We start from the raw sequence: 23,458 nt of genomic DNA, 5'->3' as shown, positions 1-23,458 counted from the left end.
TCCACTGCGTTAATTCAGAAAATACAAAAGCCGCTGCGTGGCAGCGGCTGGTGCTCGGGGCAGCACTGTAGGAGCGAGCTTGCTCGCGATTAACTCCATGGCGCCGCGCTCGTCCAGCAAGCTGGCGTCACCTTTGGCATCCATCGCGAGCAAGCCCGCTCCTGCAGTTCGCTTGGGGGTCCCCCCAAGCATAGTCAAACCATTACTTGATGGTCAGGGCTTCCAGTTTGCCGCTGTTGCCATACACATAGATCATGTCGCCCACCACCAGCGGACGGGCCCGCAGGCCATCGCTGTCGATGCGCTCACGGCCGACGAAACGACCGTCAACCTGGCTCAGCAGGTGCAGGTAACCTTCCAGGTCGCCCACCGCTACGTAGCTGGAGAAAACTTCCGGTGCCGAGAGTTGACGGCGAGCCAGGGAATCGTTGCTCCACAGGGCAGTGGTCGAGCGCTCATCCACGCCTTCCACGGTACCCGAGGACAGGCTGACATAAACACTGCCGAACCCCTGAGCAACACCGGCGTAGCTGGAGGCATCACGCTGCCACAGCGGACGACCGCTCTCCAGGTCCAGGGCAACCACACGCCCCTGGTAGCTGGCGACATACAAGGTGCCACCGGACAGCAGCAGGCCGCCGTCGATGTCCACTACGCGATCGAGTTCGGAACGACCTTGTGGAATAGCGATACGCTGCTCCCACACCGGCACGCCGTTGCGGATATCCAGGGCCACCACCTTGCCGGTCGACAAGCCGGCCAGGGCCAGGCGGTTGGTCGCCAGCGGGGCACTGGTGCCACGCAGGGTCAGGACCGCCGGGGTGCTGTCGTACAACCAGATCTGATGGCCGGTGCTGGCTTCAAGACCAATCACCCGATCATCCTGGGTCTGCACCACCACCACGTCACCGTTGGTGGCTGGCGGAGCCAGCACTTCACTGGTGACACGGGCGCGCCATTTCTCTTCACCGCTGGAAGCATCCAGGGCAACCACTTCGCCTTTCAGGGTACCGATCATGACCAGGCCATAACCCACGCCCACGGCGCCGGAAACAGGCAGTTCAAGATCTTTCTTCCATTTGACGTCGCCGTTCATGCGATCCATGGAAACCACCACACCGGTCACGTCGGCGGCATAGATGGTGTCACCATCGATGGCCGGCACCAGCATGTTGTAGGTTTCGCCCTGACCGTCACCGATCGAACGGCTCCACTGCTTGTGCAGGACCACTTCTTCTTTGAAGTCGACCAGCTCCGCCGGCGGCAGTTCTTTCTTGCTGTTGCTGCTGCAACCCGCGGCCAACAAGGCCAGAGCCAGCAATGCTGCATGTTTCCAACGGATCACGTCATGCATCCCCTTTGGCCAGGTCGTCCAGCTTGATTTGTAAGCCACCGACTGCCGCTTCATCCGAAAGCGCCGCCTTGGCTTTTTGGTATGCCGCATGGGCTTCGTCAACACGGCCCAACTGGACCAGCAGATCGCCCTTGAGTTCTTCACGGGTCGCCAGGAATGCCTTGTCGGCATCGCCATCGAGCAGCTTCAGGGCTTCGTCGGCCTTGTTCTGCGCCGCCAGCACCTGGGCCAGACGCTGACGCGCCACTTCACCCAGGGTCGGGTTGGCGGGCTTGTCGGCTACGGCCTTGAGTTGCGCCGCGGCGTCGTCCAGCTTGCCGGTGTCCACTGCCACTTTGGCCACGAACAGGTTGCCGTACTGCGCATAGGCAGTACCACCGAACTCGCTGTTGAGCTTGCCTGCCAGGTCCGCAACGCGGGCTGCATCCGGCTTGCCATCAGGCGTCAGGGTAGTTTCCAGCAGTTGCTGATAGAGCACCGAAGCGCCTTGCGACTGATTGTTCTGATATTTGTGCCAGGCTTGCCAGCCGAACACGATAACCAGGGCCAGCAGGCCGCCAGTCACCAGGGGTTTGCCGTTACGCTGCCACCAGTCCTTCAATTCCGCCAGCTGTTCATCTTCGGTACTCGACACCCCAATACTCCTTATTCGCTAAATCGGCTGTTTGACAGCTTCAACCCTGCACGACGCAGGTGGCCAGGTGCGCGGCGAGCGCATCCCAGGCAATGCTTTGTTGTTCACCCTGGCCACGCAGGGGTTTGAAACCTACCACTTGCTGGGCCAGTTCGTCGTCACCGAGGATCAGCGCGTACAGCGCACCACTCTTGTCGGCCTTCTTGAATTGGCTCTTGAAGCTGCCAGCACCGGCATTGATCTGCAGACGCAGGTTCGGCAACTGGTCACGAACCCGCTCACTCAACGCCAACGCGGCCAGTTCAGCCGCCTCGCCGAAAGCGCAGAGGTAAACGTCGACCTGACGCGAGATTTCTTCCGGGATCTGCTCCAGGGTTTCCAGCAGCAGTACCAAGCGCTCGATCCCCATGGCGAAGCCAACACCCGAGGTAGGCTTGCCCCCCATCTGCTCGACCAGGCCGTCATAACGGCCGCCGGCGCAGACAGTGCCCTGGGCGCCGAGCTTGTCGGTAACCCATTCGAAAACGGTCTTGCTGTAGTAATCCAGCCCGCGCACCAGCTTCGGGTTGATCACATAAGGAATACCCGCGGCATCCAGTCGGGCCTTGAGGCCTTCGAAGTGCACACGGGACTCTTCGTCCAGGTAGTCGGCCAGCTTCGGCGCGTCCACGAGTACGGCTTGAGTGTCCGGGTTCTTGGTATCGAGCACGCGCAGCGGGTTGGTCTTCAAGCGCCGCTGGCTGTCTTCATCCAGCTTGTCCATGCGCGCCGACAGGAACGCCACCAGCGCATCGCGATAACGCGCACGGGCCTCGGCGGTACCCAGGCTGTTCAGTTCAAGCTTGACCGCATCGCGGATGCCCAGCTCGCCCCACAGGCGCCAGGTCAGCACGATCAGCTCGGCATCGATGTCCGGACCGTCAAGGTTGAAAACCTCGCAACCGATCTGGTGGAACTGGCGATAACGGCCTTTCTGCGGGCGCTCGTGACGGAACATCGGGCCGATGTACCACAGTTTCTGCACCTGGCCACCGCCAGTGATGCCGTGCTCGAGCACCGCCCGGACACAGGCCGCGGTCCCTTCCGGACGCAAGGTCAGGGAGTCGCCGTTGCGGTCTTCGAAGGTGTACATCTCTTTTTCGACGATGTCGGTCACTTCACCGATGGAACGCTTGAACAGCTCGGTGAACTCGACGATCGGCATGCGAATCTGCTTGTAACCGTAGTTATCCAGCAGACGCGCCACGGTGCCCTCGAAATAACGCCACAGGGGCGTCTGCTCGGGCAGGATGTCATTCATGCCACGAATGGCTTGCAGAGACTTGCTCACAAAAAATCCTTAAATACGTTCGGTTAGCCGCGAGCGATCAGCGCTGCGTCGGCCTCGACCTTTTCGGCCGCCTTCTGCCGGATCAGCTTTTCAAGCTCTTCCACCAGATTGTCATTGGTCAGTTTCTGTGCCGGCTTGCCGTCGATGTAGATCAGATTCGGTGTACCGCCGGTCAGGCCGATGTGCGCCTCTTTGGCTTCACCCGGGCCGTTGACCACGCAACCGATCACCGCAACATCCAGCGGCACCAGCAGGTCTTCAAGGCGCCCTTCCAGCTCGTTCATGGTTTTCACCACATCGAAATTCTGCCGCGAGCAGCTCGGGCAGGCGATGAAGTTGATGCCACGGGAACGCAGGTGCAGGGATTTGAGAATGTCGTAGCCGACCTTCACTTCCTCGACCGGGTCGGCCGCCAACGAGATGCGAATGGTATCGCCAATCCCTTCGGCCAGCAGCATACCGAGGCCGACGGCGGATTTCACTGTGCCTGAACGCAATCCACCGGCTTCAGTGATCCCCAGGTGCAGCGGCTGGATGATTTCCTTGGCCAGCAAACGGTAGGCTTCGACGGCCATGAACACATCGGAAGCCTTCACGCTGACCTTGAAGTCCTGGAAATTCAGGCGCTCGAGGTGCTCGACGTGACGCAGCGCCGACTCTACCAGTGCTGCCGGGGTCGGTTCGCCGTATTTTTTCTGCAGGTCTTTTTCCAGGGAACCGGCGTTGACCCCGATGCGAATCGGAATCCCGCGATCACGTGCGGCATCCACCACCGCACGCACCCGGTCTTCGCGACCGATGTTGCCCGGGTTGATCCGCAGGCAGTCGACACCCAGTTCGGCTACGCGCAAAGCGATCTTGTAGTCGAAGTGAATATCGGCCACCAGCGGTACCTTGACCTGCTGCTTGATCCGGCCGAACGCCTCGGCGGCGTCCATGTCCGGCACCGAGACCCGCACGATGTCGACGCCGGCAGCTTCCAGGCGGTTGATCTGGGCGACGGTTGCCGCCACGTCGTTGGTGTCGCTGTTGGTCATGCTCTGCACCGCGATCGGTGCATCGCCGCCGACCGGTACCGAGCCGACCCAGATCTTGCGGGACTCGCGACGTTTGATTGGAGATTCGCCGTGCATGACTTATTGACCTAACTTCAGGCGAGCGGTCTCGCCACTGGTGAACGGGGCGATATCCACCGCCTGACCGTTGTAAGTGATTTGTGCGCCACGGGCATACCCCAGACGCACGGCAAAAGGCGGCTTGCCGCTGACATCAACGTTCTCGCCCTTGCGCTTGAGGGCGCTGAGCAGAATCTTGCCGTTACCATCGATGACCTGAGCCCAGCAATCGGCATTGAACTGGATCTGCACCTGACCCGAACCGGCGACTGGAGCACTCGGCGCCGCTGCACTGGCAGGATTGACTGGCGCCACAGGCACGCTGGCCGGAGCAGGCGCTGGAACCACTGGAGCCGTAACGGCCGGAGTGGTGGTCGCTGCGGTATGTGCAGGAACAACCGGCGCAACCGGGGCCGCGGCCGGGGCGGTTGCAACCGGCGCCGCCTGATTGGCGGCCACTTCGGCGGCGGCCTGGCTCTCGGCTTGCGCAGCGTTGTCCGCAGCTTCGCTTTGCCCTTCGGCAACCGCCTGGTCTTCAGGCTCGTCGATCGGATGAATCTGGGTGGTGCCGTCGGCCCCTTCGACCTCGACATGCTCGGGGCTCAGCGATACTGGCTCCTTGCCTCGCTGGGAGGACTGATCCTGCCACCAGATGAAGCCGCCACCGACCACCGCCACCAGCAGCAGCAAGCTGACGATACGCAGGATGGTGTGGGAAACCCGCACCGGCTCTTCGATACGGCCGAGCGCATGAACGTTGCTGCCCTGGGAGTCGGTGCCGGTGTATTGATCGAACGCCTGGACCAGTATTGCCTGATCCATGCCCAGCAACTTGGCGTAGGCGCGGATATAGCCACGGGCAAAGGTGTGCCCCGGCAGCTTGTCGAAGGCGCCGGCTTCCAGATTGCTCAGGGAGCTCACGGTGAGGTTGAGCTTGTGGGCCACTTCGGCCAGCGACCAACCATTGCTTTCGCGGCCCTGGCGCAGGGTCTCACCGGGGTTTACGCGGGTCACTGCTTGAACTTCGGGATGCGCCGCTTTCATCATTGCTCCGACAGGTATTGCTGATATTCCGGCGTACCGGGATAAAGTCGTTTTAGTTGCAGACCGTAACTGGCGGCCTTGTCGCGATCTTCGAACACCGTTGCCAGCCGAACGCCGAGCAATAGACTACGTGCATTTTGCTCGCCGAGCAGGCTAAAACGATCGTAATAATCGCGCGCGGGCACATAATGCCTGTCTTCGTAAGACAACTCAGCCATTTCCAGCAACGCGCGAGGCTGTTGGTGATTGAGCCGCAGGGCTTTCTCCAGTTGCAGCTGTGCCAGATCACGCTGACCGAGCCTTGAAGCTGTCATGCCGAGGTTTTCAAACACCCGGGAACGCTCCGGGTACAGAGTATCAGCAGCTGCTTGCTCGAAACGCTGATAAGCCTCTTTGTAATGTTTTTCCTGGAACAGGAAGCTGCCGTAGTTATTGAGGATCCGGGCACTGTCCGGACGCGCCGCCAAGGCCCGGCGAAAATGCTCATCGGCCAACGCCGGCTCCATCTCGGCCTGGAATACCAGCGCCAGGGCAGCGTTGGCGTCAGCATCGGCAGGTGCCAGCTCCAGAGCCTTCTTCAGTGGCACCTTGGCTCGCTCGCTCATGCCCTGCTGCAAGTAGCCCAGGCCCAACTGCACATAGGCATCACGCGCCTCGTCACGGCCCTTGCTGGTGTTCATCGGGTTTGAATCACCCGACAAAACACAGCCAGCGCAGAGGCTGGCAACAAGCAGGAGCAGCGCAAAGCGCAGGGCCATGGAGATCCTCTCTCAGGTACGGGTCGCGGCGCTTTGCGGCATATCGGCGTCGGCGCTCAATTCACGCACGGCGATATAACGTTCGCTGCGACGGGTGCGATCCAGCACCTGCCCGACCAACTGACCACAGGCAGCATCAATGTCTTCACCACGGGTGGTGCGCACGGTGACGTTGAAGCCAGCGTGATGCAGTTGATCCTGGAAACGACGAATGGCGTTGTTGCTCGGACGCTCGTACCCGGAATGGGGGAACGGGTTGAACGGGATCAGGTTGATCTTGCAAGGAATGTCCTTGAGCAGCTCGATCATTTCCGCCGCGTGCTCAAGCTTGTCGTTGACGTCCTTGAGCAAGGTGTACTCGATGGTCAGCACCCGCTTCTCGCCCAGGGCCGACATGTAGCGCTGGCAGGACTCGAGGAGCATCTTCAGCGGGTACTTCTTGTTGATCGGTACCAACTGGTTGCGCAGCGCATCGTTGGGTGCGTGCAGCGACAACGCCAGGGAGACGTCGATGTGCTTGGCCAGCTCATCGATCATCGGTACCACGCCGGAGGTCGACAGGGTCACCCGGCGCTTGGAAATGCCGTAGCCCAGGTCATCCATCATCAGGTGCATGGCGGCGATGACGTTGTCGAAGTTCAGCAGCGGCTCACCCATGCCCATCATCACCACGTTGGTGATGGCACGGTCGACGGTCGCCGGGACGCTGCCAAAGGATTTGTTGGCAATCCACACCTGGCCGATGACTTCGGCGGCGGTGAGGTTGCTATTGAAGCCTTGCTTGCCGGTGGAGCAGAAACTGCAATCCAGGGCACAGCCCGCCTGGGACGAAACGCACAGAGTGCCGCGCTTGCCCTGGGGAATATAAACGGTCTCGACGCAGCTGCCGGACGCCACGCGCACGACCCATTTACGGGTACCGTCGCTGGAGATGTCCTCGCTGACCACTTCCGGACCGCGAATCTCGGCAACAGCCTTGAGCTTTTCGCGCAAGGCCTTGCCGACATTCGTCATGGCGTCGAAATCGTCGACACCAAAGTGGTGAATCCATTTCATTACCTGACCGGCACGGAAACGCTTCTCCCCGATTGAGTCGAAGAATTTCTCCATTTCCGGTTGAGTCAGCCCCAACAGGTTAGTTTTGCCGATCGATGCAGTCATGGTTTCACCCCTCACGCGCAAGCCTTACTCAGCGAGCGGTTACTTCAGTAGCTGCGAAGAAGTAAGCGATTTCGCGAGCAGCGGCAGCTTCGGAGTCCGAACCGTGAACGGCGTTGGCGTCGATCGACTCGGCGAAGTCAGCGCGGATGGTGCCGGCAGCAGCTTCTTTAGGGTTGGTAGCGCCCATCAGCTCACGGTTGCGAGCGATAGCGTTTTCGCCTTCCAGAACCTGCACAACAACCGGACCGGAAGTCATGAAGGCAACCAGTTCGCCGAAGAAGCCACGCTCGCTGTGCTCAGCGTAGAAGCCTTCAGCTTCAGCCTTGGACAGTTGCTTCATTTTCGAAGCTACAACGCGCAGGCCGGCTTCTTCAAAACGGGAAACGATCTTGCCGATAACGTTTTTTGCAACAGCGTCAGGCTTGATGATGGAGAAAGTACGTTGAACAGCCATGGTGTAACTCCAGAAACGGTGATTAAAGCGAAAAATTAAACCCGCGAATTATACGCGGGTTTATAGGGATTGCCTAACTGCGTAGCCCGCGGATTCAGTCAGTTTCGTCGATCCAGGCGGCCTGAATTGCTTCAAGAACCTTCTCGCCTCCGCGAGCCGGATCGTCGCTGAACTCCGGCAGTGCCAGAACCCATTGGTGCAGATCGACAAAGTTCACATAACGCGGATCCACATCCGGCTTGGACTCAGCCAGTTGGATCGCGATTTCCAGTACATCAACCCACTTGAGGCTCATGTCAATTCCTTGAAATCAGTGCGGCGCTTCGGCTGCATGGTTGAGCGAGTATTTGGGAATTTCGATGGTCAGGTCTTCATCACCGACAATCGCCTGGCACGACAGGCGCGACTGCGCTTCCAGGCCCCAGGCCTTGTCCAGCAGGTCTTCTTCCAGCTCGTCAGCCTCATTCAGCGAATCGAAACCCTCACGAATGATGCAGTGGCAGGTGGTGCAGGCACAGACGCCACCACAGGCGCTTTCGATCTCGATGTGGTTGTCATGGGCAACCTCGAGCACCGAGACGCCAGGCTCGACCTCTACAACCAGGCCGTCCGGACAGAACACGGCGTGTGGCAGAAAAATGATCTGCGGCATCAGTTATTCCTCGATTTCATTCAGGTTGCGCCCCGCCAGCGCGGCTTTCACCGTCGAATCCAGGCGGCGGGCAGCAAAAGCATCGGTCACTTGCGACAGACGCTTGGTCTGCTGCTCGATGGCGTAACCATCGGTACCACGCATCAATTCACTCAATTCCTGCATCTGCAACTCGATGACCATGCGCTCTTCGGCATCCAGCAGACGCTCGCCGTCGGCGTCCAGGGCACCTTGCACGGCCTCGATCAGACGCTGGGCGTCAACCTGCTGCTCACGCAGTACACGAGCCACCTTGTCGTCGCCGGCGTACTGGAAAGAATCCTTGAGCATCTTGGCGATCTCGCCGTCGGTCAGGCCATAGGACGGCTTGACCTGGATGCTGGCCTCGACACCCGAACCCAGCTCGCGCGCAGAGACGCTGAGCAGGCCGTCGGCATCGACCTGGAAGGTCACGCGGATCTTCGCCGCACCCGCCACCATCGGCGGAATGCCACGCAATTCGAAGCGCGCCAGGGAGCGGCAGTCACTGATCAGCTCACGCTCTCCCTGCAGCACATGGATCATCATGGCTGTCTGGCCATCTTTGTAAGTGGTGAAGTCCTGGGCACGGGCAACCGGGATGGTGGTGTTGCGCGGAATCACCTTCTCCATCAGGCCACCCATGGTTTCCAACCCCAGGGACAGCGGAATCACGTCCAGCAGCAACAACTCGCCACCTTCGCGCTTGTTACCGGCCAGGGTATCGGCCTGGATCGCAGCACCAATGGCCACCACTTGATCCGGGTCGATCTCGGTCAACGGCTGGCGACCGAACATTTCGGCGACCGCCTCGCGTACTCGCGGCACACGGGTCGAACCGCCAACCATGACCACGGCTTGCACTTCATCCAACTCGACATTGGAGTCACGAACGGCGCGACGGCAAGCCTTGAGGCTGCGGGCGACCATGGGCTCGATCAGGGCGTCGAAGGTTTCACGGGTCAACGCTGCGCGCCAGTCACCGTAAACCACCTCCACCGAAGCGGCATGGGTCAGGGCTTCCTTGGCCGCACAGGCAGTTTGCAACAGGTTGCGCTGTGTCCCCGGATCCAGGTCGGCGGACAAGCCCGCCCCCTCGATGATCCAGCCGGCAATGGCGTGATCGAAGTCATCACCACCCAGGGCGGTATCGCCGCCAGTGGCCAGCACTTCGAAGACACCACCGGTCAGGCGCAGAATGGAAATATCGAACGTACCACCGCCCAGGTCATAGATCGCCACCACACCCTCGGCGTGCTGGTCCAGACCGTAGGCCACAGCAGCCGCGGTTGGCTCATTGAGCAAGCGCAGCACATTCAGGCCAGCCAGTTTGGCCGCATCCTTGGTGGCTTGGCGCTGAGCATCGTCGAAATAGGCCGGAACAGTAATCACCGCCCCCACCAGTTCGCCACCCAAGGTCGCTTCAGCGCGCTGACGCAACACCTTCAGCACCTCAGCGGAAACCTCCACCGGGCTTTTCGGCCCCTGGATGGTCTCGATGAACGGCATGTGCGACTCACCATCAACGAAGCGATAAGGCAGCTGCTCGCCCAATTGCTTGACGTCGGCCAAACCACGCCCCATCAGGCGCTTGACCGAAAGCACGGTATTCAAGGGGTCGGTAGGCGCGGCCAGGCGGGCAGACTCGCCCACTTCGACGTGATCGGCGTGATAACGCACAGCGGACGGCAGAATCACCTGACCCTGCGCGTCGGCCAGAGGCTCGGAAAGACCACTGCGCAAGGCAGCGACCAGCGAATTGGTAGTGCCCAAGTCGATCCCCACAGCCAGGCGACGCTGGTGCGGTTGAGGACTTTGGCCGGGTTCGGCGATCTGCAGTAGGGCCATGCTTATCTGGACTTATCTGTATATCAGGCGTGCGACCGGAGCGGCACTGGGTTAATCGTCGAGGCGCTCTTCTAACTGGCGCACTTCGTAGGTGAGCTTGTCGAGGAACTGCATGCGTCGCATCAGGCGCTCGGCCTGCTCGCGTTGCGCTGCATCATCCCAACAGGCTGCGAAGCTTTCGTTCAGTTCATCCTGAGCCGTCTTCAACCGGCGCTTGAATGCCGCCACTCCGGCCAGGTCGGCGCTGTCCTGCAAGTCTTCGAGTTCTTCGCGCCATTGCATCTGCTGCAGAAGAAACTCCGGATCATGCACCGTGACTTCCAGCGGCAACTCACCGCCATTCAAAGCCAATAGGTAGCGGGCACGCTTGGGCGGACTCTTGAGCGTCTGATAAGCCTCGTTAAGGCTCGCCGACTGCTCCAGGGCCAGACGCTGCTCGCGCTCGGAAGCATCGGCAAAACGATCTGGATGAACCCCACGCGCCAACTCACGGTAGCGCGCGGCCAGCTGCTCGAGATCCAGACGGAAGCTCGGTTGCAGCTCAAATAAAGCGAAATGACAAGGAGTACCCACGAGAAGCCTCAGATGTTGAAGCTTTCGCCGCAGCCACATTCACCGCGTACGTTGGGGTTGTTGAACTTGAAGCCTTCGTTCAACCCTTCCTTGACGAAATCAAGCTCGGTGCCGTCCAGATAGGTCAGGCTTTTCGGGTCGATGATCACTTTCTCGCCGTGACTTTCGAACACCTGATCGTCCTCGCCAATCTCGTCGACGAACTCCAGCACATAGGCAAGGCCGGAACAGCCCGTGGTGCGAACACCCAGACGAATCCCATCACCCTTGCCGCGCCCGTTGAGGGAGCGTCGCACGTGTTGAGCAGCCGCTTCTGTCATGCTGATAGCCATCGTGACTCCTTACTTGTCGCCAAATCTGTGAAAGCCGATCGATCAGATCAGGCCTTTCTTCTGCTTGTAGTCGCGAACGGCAGCCTTGATGGCGTCTTCGGCGAGTACCGAGCAGTGGATCTTCACTGGAGGCAGGGCCAGTTCTTCAGCCAGCTGGGTGTTCTTGATGGTCTCGGCCTCATCCAGCGTCTTGCCCTTCATCCACTCAGTGGCCAGGGAGCTGGAAGCAATGGCGGAACCGCAGCCGTAGGTCTTGAACTTGGCGTCTTCGATGATGCCCTGCTCGTTGACCTTGATCTGCAGGCGCATCACGTCGCCGCAGGCCGGAGCGCCGACCATGCCGGTGCCGACATCAGGATCTTCCGCGTTCATCTTGCCAACGTTGCGCGGGTTCTCGTAGTGGTCGATGACCTTTTCGCTGTAAGCCATGATTCTTAATCCTCACTCATCAGAGAGTCGCTCTTGGGGTTCTGCAAATCGCCGTTATCGGTACGCTCTACAGAACCCTGTGCGGCGACTTATATTCAGTGCGCCGCCCACTCGATCTTCGAGATATCGACGCCATCTTTGTACATGTCCCACAGCGGCGATAGAGCGCGCAGCTTGGTGACGGCTTCGCAAACTTTCTGCGCCGCGTAATCGATTTCTTCTTCGGTGGTGAAGCGGCCGAAGGTGAAGCGGATCGAGCTGTGGGCCAGTTCGTCGTTGCGGCCCAGGGCGCGCAGAACGTACGAAGGCTCAAGCGAAGCCGAGGTACAGGCCGAACCGGAAGACACTGCCAGGTCCTTGAGGGCCATGATCAGCGACTCGCCTTCAACGTAGTTGAAGCTCAGGTTCAGGTTGTGCGGTACACGGGCCGTCATGCTGCCGTTGATGTACAGCTCTTCGAGGTGTTCAACCTGCTTGTAGAAGCGATCGCTCAGGGCCTTGATGCGCGCATTTTCGGCAACCATGTCTTCCTTGGCGACGCGGAAGGCTTCGCCCATGCCGACGATCTGGTGAGTCGCCAGGGTACCGGAACGCATGCCGCGCTCGTGACCGCCGCCGTGCATGGTGGCCTCCAGGCGCACGCGAGGCTTACGGCTGACGTACAGCGCGCCGATGCCTTTAGGACCATAGGTCTTGTGGGCAGAGAAGGACATCAGGTCGACTTTCAGGGCCTGCAGGTCGATATCGACCTTGCCGGTGGACTGGGCGCCGTCGACGTGGAACAGAATGCCCTTGGAGCGGGTCAACTCGCCGATGGCGGCGATGTCGTTGATGGTGCCGATTTCGTTGTTCACGTGCATGATCGAAACCAGGATGGTGTCGTCACGCAGGGCTGCCTCGACCATGGCCGGAGTGATCAAGCCATCTTCGCCCGGCTCGATGTAGGTCACTTCGAAGCCTTCACGCTCGAGTTGGCGCATGGTGTCCAGGACAGCCTTGTGCTCGATCTTCGAGGTGATCAGGTGCTTGCCCTTGGTGTGGTAGAAGTGCGCGACACCCTTGATGGCCAGGTTGTCGGACTCGGTGGCACCGGAAGTCCAGACGATTTCACGCGGGTCGGCGTTGACCAGGTCTGCCACTTGGCGACGGGCATTCTCCACCGACTCTTCGGCTTTCCAGCCAAACACGTGGGAACGGGACGCCGGGTTACCGAAGTTTCCGTCGACCAGCAGGCATTCACTCATCTTTTGCGCAACACGCGGATCAACCGGGGTGGTCGCTGAGTAATCAAGGTAAATCGGCAATTTCATGAACTCTCTCCTAAATCAGGCTGGCTGGCGTGCCGCTAGCTCTTTGGCTGTCATTCGACGGCGGACGCTTCAATCTTGTCCAGGCGCGGCGCCTTGCCATTACAACGGCGCTGGTCCTGACGCTGGGCTACTTCTTGCACCTCACGGCGAGTGACAAGGTCAGCCAAGCTGATACCGCTTAGAAATTCGTGGATCTGCAGGCTCAGGTCACACCACAGGTGATGAGTCAGGCAGGTGTCGCCGGCATGGCAATCACCCAGCCCCTGGCATTTGGTAGCGTCGACCGATTCGTTCACCGCATCGATCACCTGAGCCACCTGAATTCCCTGCATGTCGCGCGACAGCTGATAGCCACCACCAGGACCCCGGACGCTGGACACCAGGTTGCTGCGGCGCAACTTGGCGAAAAGCTGTTCGAGATAGGACAGGGAAATGCCTTGGCGCTCAGAGATATCGGCCAGGGAGACCGGGCCATGTTGCGCGTGCAACGCCAGATCAAGCATGGCGGTCACGGCGTATCGGCCTTTAGTAGTCAGTCGCATGGACAAGTACCACGGAGTTTCGGAATGGAGGCGAGTATGCAATACCCGAGTAATCAGGTCAACTATAAGACCAACTACTTTAGTCGGATTTACCCGCAAAAGAGCGCGCGAATCATAGCAAAGTCTGCGACGTAATGGCACAGCGGGTTGCCGGTAACTGACCTGCGGGTCACTCAAGGGCATAAGCCGCCCCTTCGCCGACAAGCCGGCTCCTACATGAGGAGCCGATTGCCGGGCTATCAGCCGACCTGGCTGTCGCCCTTGCCTTTGACTTCAGCGAAGTCTTCCGCCCTCAGGGCAGGCAGGTCCTTGGCACAGTAATCACTGCCCAGATCCTTCAACGCGCCGCACATCCCTTCCAGGCGACCATCAACCGCCTGCAGATGGTCAAGCAACTGACCAATCGCCCGAGCCACGGGATCCGGCATGTCCTCGCTGACACCATAGGCATCGAAACCGAGCTTTTCCGCCATCGCCTTGCGCTTGGCCTCCTGCTCATCATTGGACTTCATGATGATCCGCCCAGGTATGCCAACCACGGTAGCGCCCGCCGGCACCGCCTTGGTAACCACGGCATTGGAACCAACCTTAGCCCCCGCGCCAACTGTGAAAGGCCCCAGCACTTTGGCGCCAGCCCCCACGACCACACCATCTTCCAGGGTCGGATGGCGCTTGCCTTTGTTCCAACTGGTACCGCCCAGGGTTACGCCTTGATAGAGCGTCACGTCATCACCAATCTCGGCGGTCTCGCCAATCACAATGCCCATGCCGTGATCGATAAAGAAGCGACGACCGACCTTGGCCCCCGGGTGAATCTCGATTCCGGTCAACCAGCGACCAAAATTCGACACCAACCGCGCCAGCCATTTCCAGCCCATGCCCCACAAGGCGCCGGACAGGCGGTGAATCCAGATCGCATGCATGCCCGGATAGCAGGTCAGCACCTCGAAGGCGTTGCGCGCCGCCGGGTCACGATGAAATACGCTTTGGATATCTTCACGCAGACGCTCGAACATCACTGATCCTTCCGCTTCTGTAGCTCTCCACGGGCCGCCTTCTGGGTTTCCGTGAGAATGCCACGCAATATATTCATTTCCGCCCGGCTAACCGAGCTGCGACCGTATAACCGACGCAGGCGCGCCATCAAGTGCCGCGGTTTTTCCGGATCGAGGAAGTCGATGGCCACCAGCGTCTGCTGCAAATGCTCGTAGAACCGCTCCAACTCATCCATGGTCGCCAGCTCTTCACTGCGCGGCGAAGCCACTTCTTCCTTCTCGACCTTGGTTGGCTGGCCTTGGGCCGCCAACCAGGACATGCGCACTTCATAAGTCAGCACCTGCACCGCCGTGGCCAGGTTCAGCGAACTGAACTCAGGGTCCGACGGGATATGCACGTGGAAATGACATCGCTGCAACTCGTCATTGGTCAGGCCGGAATCTTCACGACCGAATACCAGGGCGATCTGCGCGCCCTGCCCGGCCTCCTCCACCACTTTCAGGCCGGACTCACGAGGATCCAACAGCGGCCAGGGAATACGCCGATCACGGGCACTGGTACCGAACACCAGAGTGCAACCGGCCAGGGCCTCCTCAAGGGTCGCAACCACCTCGGCGCCCTCCAGAATATCGGTGGCACCGGAAGCACGCGCATCGGCTTCATGGGACGGAAATACTCGCGGCTCCACCAGCACCAGCCGCGACAGGCCCATGTTCTTCATGGCACGCGCAGCCCCGCCGATATTGCCCGGATGACTGGTATTGACCAGGACGACACGAATGTTCTGCAGCAAGGGAGGCGCTCTCGGTCACAGGAAGGGGGAGCAAATCTTACAGAACAGGCTGCGCCCTCGCCTCAAAAATAACCACGAAGAAATCTCGCGAACTCATCAGCCCCCTCATTAACAGCCGAAAAACATCGTCAACAAAACGCGCCACACAGCGGATCGATGCAATCAAAGCGAACAGCGTTCTTCATCTGCAAAAGTTTTCTGCTAGAATGCTCGGCTTTCTTTAACAACCTTAGGTGACCTATCCATGCAGCCAATGCTGAATATCGCGCTGCGCGCCGCCCGCAGCGCCAGTGAATTGATTTTCCGCTCCATCGAGCGCCTGGATACCATCAAGGTCGACGAAAAAGACGCCAAAGACTACGTATCCGAAGTTGATCGCGCTGCCGAGCAGAAGATCATCGACGCGCTGCGCAAAGCCTATCCGACCCACGCCATCCTCGGCGAAGAAACCGGCCTGCACGCCGGCAGCGGCGAAGGCGAAGACTACCTGTGGATCATTGACCCACTGGACGGCACCACCAACTTCCTGCGCGGCATCCCGCACTTTGCCGTAAGCATCGCGTGCAAATACCGTGGTCGCCTGGAACACGCCGTGGTCCTGGATCCGGTTCGCCAGGAAGAATTCACTGCCAGCCGTGGCCGTGGCGCACAGCTGAACGGCCGTCGCCTGCGGGTCAGCGGTCGCACCAGCCTCGACGGCGCCCTGCTGGGCACCGGCTTCCCGTTCCGTGACGACCAAATGGACAACCTTGACAACTATCTGGGCATGTTCCGCGCCCTGGTTGGCCAGACTGCCGGTATTCGCCGCGCCGGTGCTGCGAGCCTGGACCTGGCCTACGTCGCCGCCGGCCGTTTCGACGCCTTCTGGGAGTCGGGCCTGTCCGAATGGGACATGGCAGCAGGCGCCCTGCTGATCCAAGAAGCCGGCGGCCTGGTGAGCGACTTCACCGGCGGTCACGACTTCCTGGAAAAAGGCCACGTGGTGGCAGGCAACACCAAATGCTTCAAGGCGGTACTGACGGCTATCCAGCCGCACCTGCCGGCCTCACTGAAGCGCTAAGCGCCAGTGACAAAAAAAGCACCCCTAGGGGTGCTTTTTTTATGCCTGCAAACCCGACCTGTAGCAGCCGGCTTATCGGCGAGGCTCCAGGGCCCATTTGCCGGCAAGCCGACGCCTACAAGCGAGAGTTATTGGCCGGGCTGATTCTGGTTCTGACCAAGAATCAGGTGCCCTTCTTTATCCACGGGAATCTGGTTGCCCGGATCCCGATCCATACGCACCTGGCCCTGCTTGCCACCCAGATCGTACTTCACGTCATAACCGACGATCTTGTCGCTGATGTCATTGACCGTGTTACAGCGAGTCTGCGTGGTCGTGTAGGTATCACGCTCCTGCATGCCTTCCTGCACCTTGTTGCCCGCATAACCACCACCAACGGCACCCGCCACAGTGGCAAGCTTCTTGCCGTTACCACTGCCAATCATGCTGCCCAGCAGGCCACCGCCCACCGCACCAGCCACGGTACCCAGGATCTGATGCTCATCCTTGACCGGACGCTGGCGAGTCACTGCGACGTCCTTGCAGACTTCCCGCGGGGTCTTGATCTGTTGTTTGACCGGCTGCACAGCCAGCACTTGCGCATACTCAGGGCCGCTTTTAACCAAGCTGTAGGTGGCAACAGCACCCCCGGCGGTGACACCGACAGCACCCAATACCGCACCAACCAGCAACGACTTGTTCACGTGAACCTCCTGACCATACATGCGGGTCAAAGCCCGCGCTTCTCCCAGCCTTGGAGCAACAAAAAAGGCGCGAGTTCAACACTCGCGCCTTTTTAGTGACAACCGGAAGAGGTCAGATCCTCAAGGACGGTCGTCCACTTCCTTCTCGGTGTTAGCCGGAGGGATCAGGTCTTCACTGTTCAGGTTCAGCCAGATCAGCACCACGTTGGCGATGTAGATCGACGAATAGGTACCCGCCAGAACACCGACAAACAGGGCGATGGAGAAACCGTGCAGGTTGTCACCACCGAAGAACAGCAGAGCCACGATCGCCAGCAACGTGGAGATCGAGGTCGCCATGGTCCGCAGCAGGGTCTGAGTGGTCGAGATGTTGATGTTCTCGATCAGGCTGGCCTTGCGCAGCACACGGAAGTTCTCACGCACCCGGTCGAACACCACGATGGTGTCGTTGAGCGAGTAACCGATGATCGCCAGCACCGCCGCCAGCACCGTCAGGTCGAAGGTGATCTGGAAGAACGAGAGAATACCCACGGTCACGATCACGTCGTGGATCAGCGAGACGATGGCACCCACCGCGAACTTCCACTGGAAGCGGAAAGCCAGGTAGATGAGGATGCCACCCAGCGCCATGAGCATGCCCAGGCCGCCCTGGTCGCGCAGCTCTTCACCCACTTGCGGGCCGACGAACTCGACGCGCTTGACCTGCGCCGGGTTGTCGCTACCAGCTTTCTGCAGCGCCGCGGCCACCTGATGGCCCAATTGCGGATCTTCACCCGGCATCCGCACCAGCAGGTCGGTGGTAGCACCGAAACTCTGCACGATGGCTTCGTGATAACCGGCGTCGTTCAGTTGCGAACGCACCTTCATCACGTCTGCCGGACGCTCGTAGGTCAGCTCGATGAGCGTACCGCCGGTAAAGTCCAGACCGTAGTTCAACCCCTTGTGGAACCAGCTGAACAACGCCAGAACAGTGAGGAGCACAGTGACGCCGAACGCAAAGTTGCGGACGCCCATGAAGTTGATAGTACGTAACATGGCAGCCCCTTAAATCCACAACTTCTTGAAGTCACGACCGCCGAAGATCAGGTTGACCATCGCGCGGGTCAGCCAGATGGCCGTGAACATCGAGGTAAAGATCCCGAGGGACATGGTCACAGCAAAGCCCTTGACCGGGCCGGTGCCCATGGCAAAGAGGATGCCGCCCACCAGCAAGGTGGTCAGGTTGGCATCGAGAATCGCAGTGAATGCCCGGCCGAAGCCTTCGTTGATTGCCCGCTGCACAGTCATGCCAGCGGCGATCTCTTCACGTATCCGCGAGAAGATCAGTACGTTGGCGTCCACCGCCATCCCCATGGTCAGCACGATACCGGCAATACCCGGGAGGGTCAGCGTAGCCCCCAACAGGGACATCAGAGCCAGCAGCAGGACCATGTTCAACGCCAGTGCCACCGTCGCAATCACCCCGAAGAAACGGTAGATCGCGATAATAAACAGCGACACGAACAACATGCCCCACAGCGACGCATCGATACCCTTGGTGATGTTGTCAGCACCCAGACTTGGACCGATGGTGCGCTCTTCGGCGAAGTACATCGGCGCCGCCAGACCGCCGGCACGCAGCAGCAACGCCAACTCGGAGGACTCGCCCTGGCCGTTCAGGCCAGTGATACGGAACTGGCTGCCCAGTGGCGACTGGATGGTCGCCAGGCTGATGATTTTCTTCTCTTCCTTGAACGCCTGGACCGGCACGTCTTTCTCGACGCCGTCGACCATCTGCTTGGTGTAGGTAGTGATCGGCTTCTGCTCGATGAAGATCACCGCCATGCTGCGGCCGACGTTGCTGCGGGTCGAACGGTTCATCAGTTCGCCACCGTGACCATCAAGCTTGATGTTCACCTGTGGACGACCGTGTTCGTCGTAGCCGGCCTGGGCATCGGTCACCTGGTCACCGGTGATGATCAGGCCACGCTCGATCAGCGCTGGAGGACGGTTGCCCTCGCGGAATTCGAAGGACTCGGAAGTCGCCTTGGAAGCACCCGGCTCAGCAGCCAGACGGAACTCCAGGTTGGCGGTCTTGCCCAGGATCCGCTTGGCTTCCGCGGTGTCCTGGACGCCCGGCAGCTCAACCACGATACGGTTCGCGCCCTGGCGCTGAACCAGAGGCTCGGCCACACCCAGCTCGTTGACCCGGTTACGCACGGTGGTCAAGTTCTGCTTGATGGAGTATTCGCGGATTTCCGCCAGCTTGGCCGGGGTCATCGCCAGTCGCAGCACCGGTTGGCCATTAAGGTCGGCCGGTACGATATCGAAATCATTGAAGTTCTTGCGGATCAGCGAACGCGCCTGTTCACGGCTGTCTTCATCGCTGAAGCCCAGCTGGATGGCACCATTGAGCTGCGGCAGGCTGCGATAGCGCAGGCGCTCTTTGCGCAGCAGGCTCTTGACGTCACCTTCATAGACTTTCAGGCGGGCGTCGAGGGCTTTGTCCATGTCCACTTCCAGCAGGAAGTGCACACCACCAGACAAGTCCAGACCCAGCTTCATCGGGTGCGCACCGAGGTTGCGCAGCCATTGCGGGGTGGTTTGCGCCAGGTTCAACGCCACCACATAGTCATCGCCCAGCGCCTTGCGCACTACATCCTTGGCCGGAAGCTGGTCTTCCTTGTTGATCAAGCGCAAAAGGCCGCCCTTGCCGTTGGCGGCAATGGAGGAAGCCTTGACGTTGATGCCGGCGTCGGTGAGCGCTTTGCTCGCACGATCCAGATCCGCCTGAGTGACCTGCAACGCAGTGCTCGCACCGCTGACCTGAATGGCCGGATCATCAGGGTATAGATTGGGAGCGGAATAAATAAAACCGATCGCCAGCACCGCCAGGATCAGTAGGTACTTCCACAGAGGATATTTGTTCAGCATCACGCCGCCCGTTTATGACGCGGGGCGCCTTGCGCGCCCCGTCGATTGGTAAAAGATGAAACTTAGATGGCTTTCAGCGTGCCTTTTGGCAGCGTGGCAGCGATCGCGCCCTTCTGGAACTTCAGCTCAACGGAGTCCGACACTTCCAGAACCACGAAGTCGTCGGTCACTTTGTTGATCTTGCCGGCGATACCACCGGTGGTCACAACTTCGTCGCCTTTCTGCAGGCTACCCAGCAGGTTCTTCTGCTCTTTGGCGCGCTTGGCCTGTGGACGCCAGATCATCAGGTAGAAGATGACCAGGAAACCGACCAGGAAAATCCACTCGAAACCAGTGCCAGCAGGACCGGCAGCAGCAGGTGCAGCGGCGTCCGCATACGCGGCAGGGATCAAAAAGCTCATATAACACTCCGATAATTTCAGAATTAGTGTCTTAACGTCTTTAGAACTTATTCTAAAGGCGGCACGGGTAACCCGCGTTTGGCATAGAAGGAATCGACAAAGGCGGCCAATGTACCTTGTTGAATAGCCTCGCGCAAACCAGCCATAAGACGCTGGTAATGGCGCAAATTATGGATGGTATTGAGCATACTCCCGAGCATTTCCCCGCACTTGTCCAAGTGATGCAGATAGGCACGGGAGAAGTTCTGGCAGGTATAGCAATCACAAGCGGGGTCGAGCGGCGAATCATCATGGCGATGGAACGCGTTACGAATCTTCAGCACGCCTGTGTCGATGAACAGATGCCCGTTGCGGGCATTGCGGGTTGGCATCACGCAATCGAACATGTCCACACCGCGGCGCACACCCTCAACCAGATCTTCCGGTTTGCCAACTCCCATAAGGTAACGAGGTTTGTCGGCAGGCATCTGTCCCGGCAGGTAGTCCAGAACCTTGATCATTTCGTGCTTGGGCTCGCCCACCGACAGACCGCCGATGGCCAGGCCGTCGAAACCAATCTTGTCCAGACCTTCCAGGGAACGCATGCGCAGGTCCTGGTGCATACCACCCTGGACGATACCGAACAACGCCGCCGTGTTGTCGCCGTGGGCGTTCTTCGAGCGCTGAGCCCAACGCAGGGACAATTCCATGGAAATCCGCGCGACATCCTCATCAGCCGGATACGGCGTGCATTCGTCAAAGATCATCACGATGTCCGACCCGAGGTCGCGCTGCACTTGCATCGACTCCTCCGGGCCCATGAACACCTTGGCACCGTCCACCGGCGAAGCGAAGGTCACACCCTCCTCCTTGATCTTGCGCATTGCTCCCAGGCTGAAAACTTGGAAACCGCCAGAGTCGGTCAGAATAGGGCCGTTCCACTGCATGAAATCATGCAGATCGCCGTGAGCCTTGATCACTTCGGTGCCCGGACGCAGCCACAGGTGAAAGGTGTTGCCCAGAATGATCTCAGCGCCAGTGGCGACGATATCCCGCGGCAGCATGCCCTTGACCGTGCCGTAGGTGCCCACTGGCATGAAAGCCGGGGTTTCCACCGTACCGCGGGGGAAGGTCAGGCGACCGCGACGAGCCTTGCCATCAGTGGCCAGGAGCTCGAAGGACATACGACAAGTGCGACTCATACAGTTTCCTCGGGGGCCAGATCCTTGGGAGCGGTCGGCGCGGGATTACGGGTGATGAACATCGCATCACCGTAGCTGAAAAAGCGGTACCCATTTTCAACCGCGGCGCGATAGGCAGCCATGGTCTCTGGATAACCGGCGAACGCCGAGACCAGCATCAACAGCGTGGATTCCGGCAAATGGAAGTTGGTCACCAGGGCATCGACCACATGAAACGGCCGGCCCGGATAGATAAAGATGTCGGTGTCACCGCTGAACGGCTTGAGCACACCATCACGAGCAGCACTTTCCAGGGAGCGCACGCTGGTGGTGCCCACCGCGACCACTCGACCACCGCGAGCCCGGCACGCGGCGACCGCATCCACCACATCCTGGCCGACTTCCAGCCACTCGTGATGCATGTGGTGATCTTCGATGCGCTCGACCCGCACCGGCTGGAAGGTGCCGGCGCCTACATGCAGGGTGACGAACGCGGTCTCCACGCCCTTGGCGGCAATCGCCTCCAGCAGCGGCTGGTCGAAATGCAGCCCGGCGGTCGGTGCAGCCACAGCGCCCAGGCGCTGGGCATACACGGTCTGATAGCGCTCACGATCAGCGCCTTCATCCGGGCGGTCTATATAAGGAGGCAACGGCATGTGCCCGACCCGGTCCAGCAGCGGCAGCACCTCCTCGGCAAAGCCCAGCTCGAACAGAGTGTCGTGGCGAGCCAGCATCTCGGCCTCGCCACCGCCCTCAATCAGGATCTTCGAGCCTGGCTTGGGCGACTTGCTGGAACGCACATGGGCCAGCACACGATGACTATCCAGCACCCGCTCAACGAGGATCTCCAGCTTGCCGCCAGAGGCCTTCTGACCGAACAGACGGGCCGGAATCACCCGGGTATTGTTGAACACCATCAGATCGCCGGGACGCAAATGCTCCAACAGATCGGTAAATTGACGGTGGGCCAAGGCGCCGGTTGGCCCATCCAGGGTCAACAAACGACTACCGCGACGCTCGGCCAGAGGATGGCGAGCGATCAGCGAATCAGGGAGCTCGAAGGTAAAGTCAGCAACGCGCATGATGGGGTTCGTCTAGCAGGGCCGGAAAGTTTAGCGGAATAACTAAAAATTGACCATTAAAGCCGATTGACCAACGGTAATCACCTCTCTATACTTCGCCGCCATTGAGCCCTGATGGCGGAATTGGTAGACGCGGCGGATTCAAAATCCGTTTTCGCAAGAAGTGGGAGTTCGAGTCTCCCTCGGGGCACCATCTAGTAGTATCTGAAAGTCTCCATAAAGCTTTCAGAACCAGGAAAACCGGCCACTTGAGCCGGTTTTTTTGTGCCTGCCTATTTTTGCTCCTGCCTCCACTTGCCTGCAGGATCCCTACATGCCCGCTTGCAAGGCTGGAACTTGAAGCAAACGGCCCGCGCATGACCATAAATCCCTTTGAACCAAAGCGATCTGCCAAGGCCGCCCTCCCCTTGCACCTGGACCGCCTTACGACCATGCATGGCCCACAGGGCCAAATGGAAAGAGTTCAACCTCATACGGGCATATAGACCCTAGAACGGGAGAACGCGCCCCAAAGCGCCCCACAAGCCCCTGCAAAGGCAATTGCAAAGCCAGTGCAGCGAATTGCACTTGCGCTCATACCGCTCAACAGATGACACCCAAGAGCCCATCTTCGCGACGACCTCCTGGAGTCAAAAGGGGATCATGCATGAGCACCCTGCGCATCCACCCTGCGCATCACTGGAGAAACGCTCTACATGCTCGGCACTGCATGCCCAACGCGCCACTAACGCTTCAGTGTCACCAACTGATCGGCATCCCCTGCCATCGCCACAACCCGATCCCGCACACATGAGTCTCCAGGCTCTTTTCCGCGCA

General features: G+C 59.8%; 26 protein-coding genes and 1 tRNA gene. 2 read left to right on the top strand and 25 right to left on the bottom strand.

Annotation, left to right across the window (positions count from 1 at the left end; translation table 11 throughout):
- Positions 1-9: 9 nt before the first annotated feature.
- From LXM55_RS30170 to trmJ, 19 genes are all read right to left on the bottom strand, one after another.
- Positions 10-153 carry a hypothetical protein gene (locus LXM55_RS30170; protein WP_233323799.1) on the bottom strand — a complete coding sequence of 48 codons (144 nt, stop codon included), beginning with the start codon at positions 151-153 and terminating at the stop codon, positions 10-12.
- A 49-nt stretch (positions 154-202) separates the two neighbouring features.
- Complete coding sequence (gene bamB, locus LXM55_RS30165) at positions 203-1,354, bottom strand: outer membrane protein assembly factor BamB (RefSeq protein WP_233323764.1); 1,152 nt, start codon at positions 1,352-1,354, stop codon at positions 203-205.
- Entirely contained in the window at positions 1,347-1,988 is a 642-nt protein-coding gene (locus LXM55_RS30160) for a tetratricopeptide repeat protein (RefSeq protein ID WP_123724699.1), read from the bottom strand. The genes bamB and LXM55_RS30160 overlap by 8 nt, the downstream gene beginning before the upstream one ends.
- Before the next feature lie 40 nt (positions 1,989-2,028).
- Positions 2,029-3,318, bottom strand: coding sequence for a histidine--tRNA ligase (hisS, locus tag LXM55_RS30155; RefSeq protein WP_233323763.1), 1,290 nt, complete (start codon positions 3,316-3,318; stop codon positions 2,029-2,031).
- A 23-nt stretch (positions 3,319-3,341) separates the two neighbouring features.
- Positions 3,342-4,451 carry a flavodoxin-dependent (E)-4-hydroxy-3-methylbut-2-enyl-diphosphate synthase gene (ispG, locus tag LXM55_RS30150; protein ID WP_233323762.1) on the bottom strand — a complete coding sequence of 370 codons (1,110 nt, stop codon included), beginning with the start codon at positions 4,449-4,451 and terminating at the stop codon, positions 3,342-3,344.
- A 3-nt stretch (positions 4,452-4,454) separates the two neighbouring features.
- Positions 4,455-5,477 carry a RodZ domain-containing protein gene (locus LXM55_RS30145; protein ID WP_233323761.1) on the bottom strand — a complete coding sequence of 341 codons (1,023 nt, stop codon included), beginning with the start codon at positions 5,475-5,477 and terminating at the stop codon, positions 4,455-4,457.
- Positions 5,477-6,235, bottom strand: a complete 759-nt coding sequence (gene pilW, locus LXM55_RS30140; RefSeq protein WP_233323760.1) for a type IV pilus biogenesis/stability protein PilW — start codon at positions 6,233-6,235, stop codon at positions 5,477-5,479. Before pilW ends, LXM55_RS30145 begins: the two co-directional genes overlap by 1 nt.
- 12 nt (positions 6,236-6,247) lie before the next feature.
- The gene (gene rlmN, locus LXM55_RS30135; RefSeq protein WP_233323759.1) at positions 6,248-7,396 is read right to left on the bottom strand and encodes a 23S rRNA (adenine(2503)-C(2))-methyltransferase RlmN; all 1,149 of its coding nucleotides are present in this window, start codon (positions 7,394-7,396) and stop codon (positions 6,248-6,250) included.
- A 28-nt stretch (positions 7,397-7,424) separates the two neighbouring features.
- Positions 7,425-7,850 (bottom strand): nucleoside-diphosphate kinase, encoded by a 426-nt coding sequence (gene ndk, locus LXM55_RS30130; RefSeq protein WP_025129556.1) that lies wholly within the window; start codon positions 7,848-7,850, stop codon positions 7,425-7,427.
- 94 nt (positions 7,851-7,944) lie between these two features.
- Positions 7,945-8,145, bottom strand: coding sequence for a Fe-S cluster assembly protein IscX (iscX, locus tag LXM55_RS30125; protein ID WP_047289129.1), 201 nt, complete (start codon positions 8,143-8,145; stop codon positions 7,945-7,947).
- A 15-nt stretch (positions 8,146-8,160) separates the two neighbouring features.
- Entirely contained in the window at positions 8,161-8,502 is a 342-nt protein-coding gene (fdx, locus tag LXM55_RS30120; protein WP_092310772.1) for an ISC system 2Fe-2S type ferredoxin, read from the bottom strand.
- A 3-nt stretch (positions 8,503-8,505) separates the two neighbouring features.
- A complete protein-coding gene (gene hscA, locus LXM55_RS30115) occupies positions 8,506-10,368 on the bottom strand; it encodes a Fe-S protein assembly chaperone HscA (protein ID WP_233323758.1) in 1,863 nt (620 codons plus the stop codon).
- Positions 10,369-10,419: 51 nt separating this feature from the next.
- Complete coding sequence (hscB, locus tag LXM55_RS30110; RefSeq protein WP_011063215.1) at positions 10,420-10,941, bottom strand: co-chaperone HscB; 522 nt, start codon at positions 10,939-10,941, stop codon at positions 10,420-10,422.
- An 8-nt stretch (positions 10,942-10,949) separates the two neighbouring features.
- Positions 10,950-11,273, bottom strand: coding sequence for an iron-sulfur cluster assembly protein IscA (gene iscA, locus LXM55_RS30105; protein WP_007929524.1), 324 nt, complete (start codon positions 11,271-11,273; stop codon positions 10,950-10,952).
- 42 nt (positions 11,274-11,315) lie between these two features.
- Positions 11,316-11,702 (bottom strand): Fe-S cluster assembly scaffold IscU, encoded by a 387-nt coding sequence (iscU, locus tag LXM55_RS30100; RefSeq protein WP_007929523.1) that lies wholly within the window; start codon positions 11,700-11,702, stop codon positions 11,316-11,318.
- Between the two features lie 95 nt (positions 11,703-11,797).
- A complete protein-coding gene (locus LXM55_RS30095) occupies positions 11,798-13,012 on the bottom strand; it encodes an IscS subfamily cysteine desulfurase (RefSeq protein ID WP_233323757.1) in 1,215 nt (404 codons plus the stop codon).
- A gap of 50 nt (positions 13,013-13,062) precedes the next feature.
- On the bottom strand, positions 13,063-13,554 hold the full coding sequence (iscR, locus tag LXM55_RS30090; protein ID WP_011063217.1) for a Fe-S cluster assembly transcriptional regulator IscR: 492 nt from the start codon (positions 13,552-13,554) through the stop codon (positions 13,063-13,065).
- A 239-nt stretch (positions 13,555-13,793) separates the two neighbouring features.
- A complete protein-coding gene (gene cysE, locus LXM55_RS30085; protein ID WP_233323756.1) occupies positions 13,794-14,570 on the bottom strand; it encodes a serine O-acetyltransferase in 777 nt (258 codons plus the stop codon).
- A complete protein-coding gene (gene trmJ, locus LXM55_RS30080; RefSeq protein WP_233323755.1) occupies positions 14,570-15,343 on the bottom strand; it encodes a tRNA (cytosine(32)/uridine(32)-2'-O)-methyltransferase TrmJ in 774 nt (257 codons plus the stop codon). The genes cysE and trmJ overlap by 1 nt, the downstream gene beginning before the upstream one ends.
- Positions 15,344-15,587: 244 nt before the next feature.
- On the opposite strand from trmJ, the gene suhB reads away from it, so the two are divergent.
- Positions 15,588-16,403 (top strand): type III secretion system regulator SuhB, encoded by an 816-nt coding sequence (gene suhB / locus LXM55_RS30075; protein ID WP_011063220.1) that lies wholly within the window; start codon positions 15,588-15,590, stop codon positions 16,401-16,403.
- 128 nt (positions 16,404-16,531) lie between these two features.
- Here the strand turns inward: suhB and LXM55_RS30070 are convergent, their stop codons facing one another.
- The 6 genes from LXM55_RS30070 to queA all read right to left on the bottom strand — a co-directional run bounded on the left by LXM55_RS30070 (position 16,532) and on the right by queA (position 22,642).
- Entirely contained in the window at positions 16,532-17,086 is a 555-nt protein-coding gene (locus LXM55_RS30070; RefSeq protein ID WP_233323754.1) for a glycine zipper 2TM domain-containing protein, read from the bottom strand.
- A gap of 120 nt (positions 17,087-17,206) precedes the next feature.
- The gene (gene secF, locus LXM55_RS30065; protein ID WP_233323753.1) at positions 17,207-18,121 is read right to left on the bottom strand and encodes a protein translocase subunit SecF; all 915 of its coding nucleotides are present in this window, start codon (positions 18,119-18,121) and stop codon (positions 17,207-17,209) included.
- Positions 18,122-18,130: 9 nt separating this feature from the next.
- Positions 18,131-19,999 carry a protein translocase subunit SecD gene (gene secD / locus LXM55_RS30060; RefSeq protein ID WP_233323752.1) on the bottom strand — a complete coding sequence of 623 codons (1,869 nt, stop codon included), beginning with the start codon at positions 19,997-19,999 and terminating at the stop codon, positions 18,131-18,133.
- 62 nt (positions 20,000-20,061) lie between these two features.
- Positions 20,062-20,400, bottom strand: coding sequence for a preprotein translocase subunit YajC (gene yajC / locus LXM55_RS30055; RefSeq protein ID WP_011063224.1), 339 nt, complete (start codon positions 20,398-20,400; stop codon positions 20,062-20,064).
- 47 nt (positions 20,401-20,447) lie between these two features.
- Entirely contained in the window at positions 20,448-21,563 is a 1,116-nt protein-coding gene (gene tgt, locus LXM55_RS30050) for a tRNA guanosine(34) transglycosylase Tgt (RefSeq protein ID WP_233323798.1), read from the bottom strand.
- A gap of 14 nt (positions 21,564-21,577) precedes the next feature.
- Positions 21,578-22,642 carry a tRNA preQ1(34) S-adenosylmethionine ribosyltransferase-isomerase QueA gene (gene queA, locus LXM55_RS30045; RefSeq protein ID WP_233323751.1) on the bottom strand — a complete coding sequence of 355 codons (1,065 nt, stop codon included), beginning with the start codon at positions 22,640-22,642 and terminating at the stop codon, positions 21,578-21,580.
- A 108-nt stretch (positions 22,643-22,750) separates the two neighbouring features.
- Between queA and LXM55_RS30040 the strand changes: the two genes are divergently transcribed.
- Positions 22,751-22,835, top strand: a tRNA-Leu gene (locus tag LXM55_RS30040).
- Positions 22,836-23,458: the final 623 nt, after the last annotated feature.

This window comes from Pseudomonas sp. Au-Pse12, assembly GCF_021341665.1.
Lineage (GTDB): Bacteria > Pseudomonadota > Gammaproteobacteria > Pseudomonadales > Pseudomonadaceae > Aquipseudomonas.
The sequence above is the reverse complement of the archived record's forward strand: the minus strand, read 5'-3'. Positions and strand labels throughout refer to the sequence as shown.

What these genes read in the sequence shown, in the direction of transcription:
- bamB (WP_233323764.1), bottom strand. Translation starts at nt 1,354, where the DNA reads ATGCATGACGTGATCCGTTGGAAACATGCAGCATTGCTGGCTCTGGCC.
- ispG (WP_233323762.1), bottom strand. Translation starts at nt 4,451, where the DNA reads ATGCACGGCGAATCTCCAATCAAACGTCGCGAGTCCCGCAAGATCTGG.
- LXM55_RS30145 (WP_233323761.1), bottom strand. Translation starts at nt 5,477, where the DNA reads ATGAAAGCGGCGCATCCCGAAGTTCAAGCAGTGACCCGCGTAAACCCC.
- pilW (WP_233323760.1), bottom strand. Translation starts at nt 6,235, where the DNA reads ATGGCCCTGCGCTTTGCGCTGCTCCTGCTTGTTGCCAGCCTCTGCGCT.
- rlmN (WP_233323759.1), bottom strand. Translation starts at nt 7,396, where the DNA reads ATGACTGCATCGATCGGCAAAACTAACCTGTTGGGGCTGACTCAACCG.
- ndk (WP_025129556.1), bottom strand. Translation starts at nt 7,850, where the DNA reads ATGGCTGTTCAACGTACTTTCTCCATCATCAAGCCTGACGCTGTTGCA.
- iscX (WP_047289129.1), bottom strand. Translation starts at nt 8,145, where the DNA reads ATGAGCCTCAAGTGGGTTGATGTACTGGAAATCGCGATCCAACTGGCT.
- fdx (WP_092310772.1), bottom strand. Translation starts at nt 8,502, where the DNA reads ATGCCGCAGATCATTTTTCTGCCACACGCCGTGTTCTGTCCGGACGGC.
- hscA (WP_233323758.1), bottom strand. Translation starts at nt 10,368, where the DNA reads ATGGCCCTACTGCAGATCGCCGAACCCGGCCAAAGTCCTCAACCGCAC.
- iscA (WP_007929524.1), bottom strand. Translation starts at nt 11,273, where the DNA reads ATGGCTATCAGCATGACAGAAGCGGCTGCTCAACACGTGCGACGCTCC.
- iscU (WP_007929523.1), bottom strand. Translation starts at nt 11,702, where the DNA reads ATGGCTTACAGCGAAAAGGTCATCGACCACTACGAGAACCCGCGCAAC.
- LXM55_RS30095 (WP_233323757.1), bottom strand. Translation starts at nt 13,012, where the DNA reads ATGAAATTGCCGATTTACCTTGATTACTCAGCGACCACCCCGGTTGAT.
- iscR (WP_011063217.1), bottom strand. Translation starts at nt 13,554, where the DNA reads ATGCGACTGACTACTAAAGGCCGATACGCCGTGACCGCCATGCTTGAT.
- cysE (WP_233323756.1), bottom strand. Translation starts at nt 14,570, where the DNA reads ATGTTCGAGCGTCTGCGTGAAGATATCCAAAGCGTATTTCATCGTGAC.
- suhB (WP_011063220.1), top strand. Translation starts at nt 15,588, where the DNA reads ATGCAGCCAATGCTGAATATCGCGCTGCGCGCCGCCCGCAGCGCCAGT.
- secF (WP_233323753.1), bottom strand. Translation starts at nt 18,121, where the DNA reads ATGTTACGTACTATCAACTTCATGGGCGTCCGCAACTTTGCGTTCGGC.
- secD (WP_233323752.1), bottom strand. Translation starts at nt 19,999, where the DNA reads ATGCTGAACAAATATCCTCTGTGGAAGTACCTACTGATCCTGGCGGTG.
- yajC (WP_011063224.1), bottom strand. Translation starts at nt 20,400, where the DNA reads ATGAGCTTTTTGATCCCTGCCGCGTATGCGGACGCCGCTGCACCTGCT.
- tgt (WP_233323798.1), bottom strand. Translation starts at nt 21,563, where the DNA reads ATGTCCTTCGAGCTCCTGGCCACTGATGGCAAGGCTCGTCGCGGTCGC.
- queA (WP_233323751.1), bottom strand. Translation starts at nt 22,642, where the DNA reads ATGCGCGTTGCTGACTTTACCTTCGAGCTCCCTGATTCGCTGATCGCT.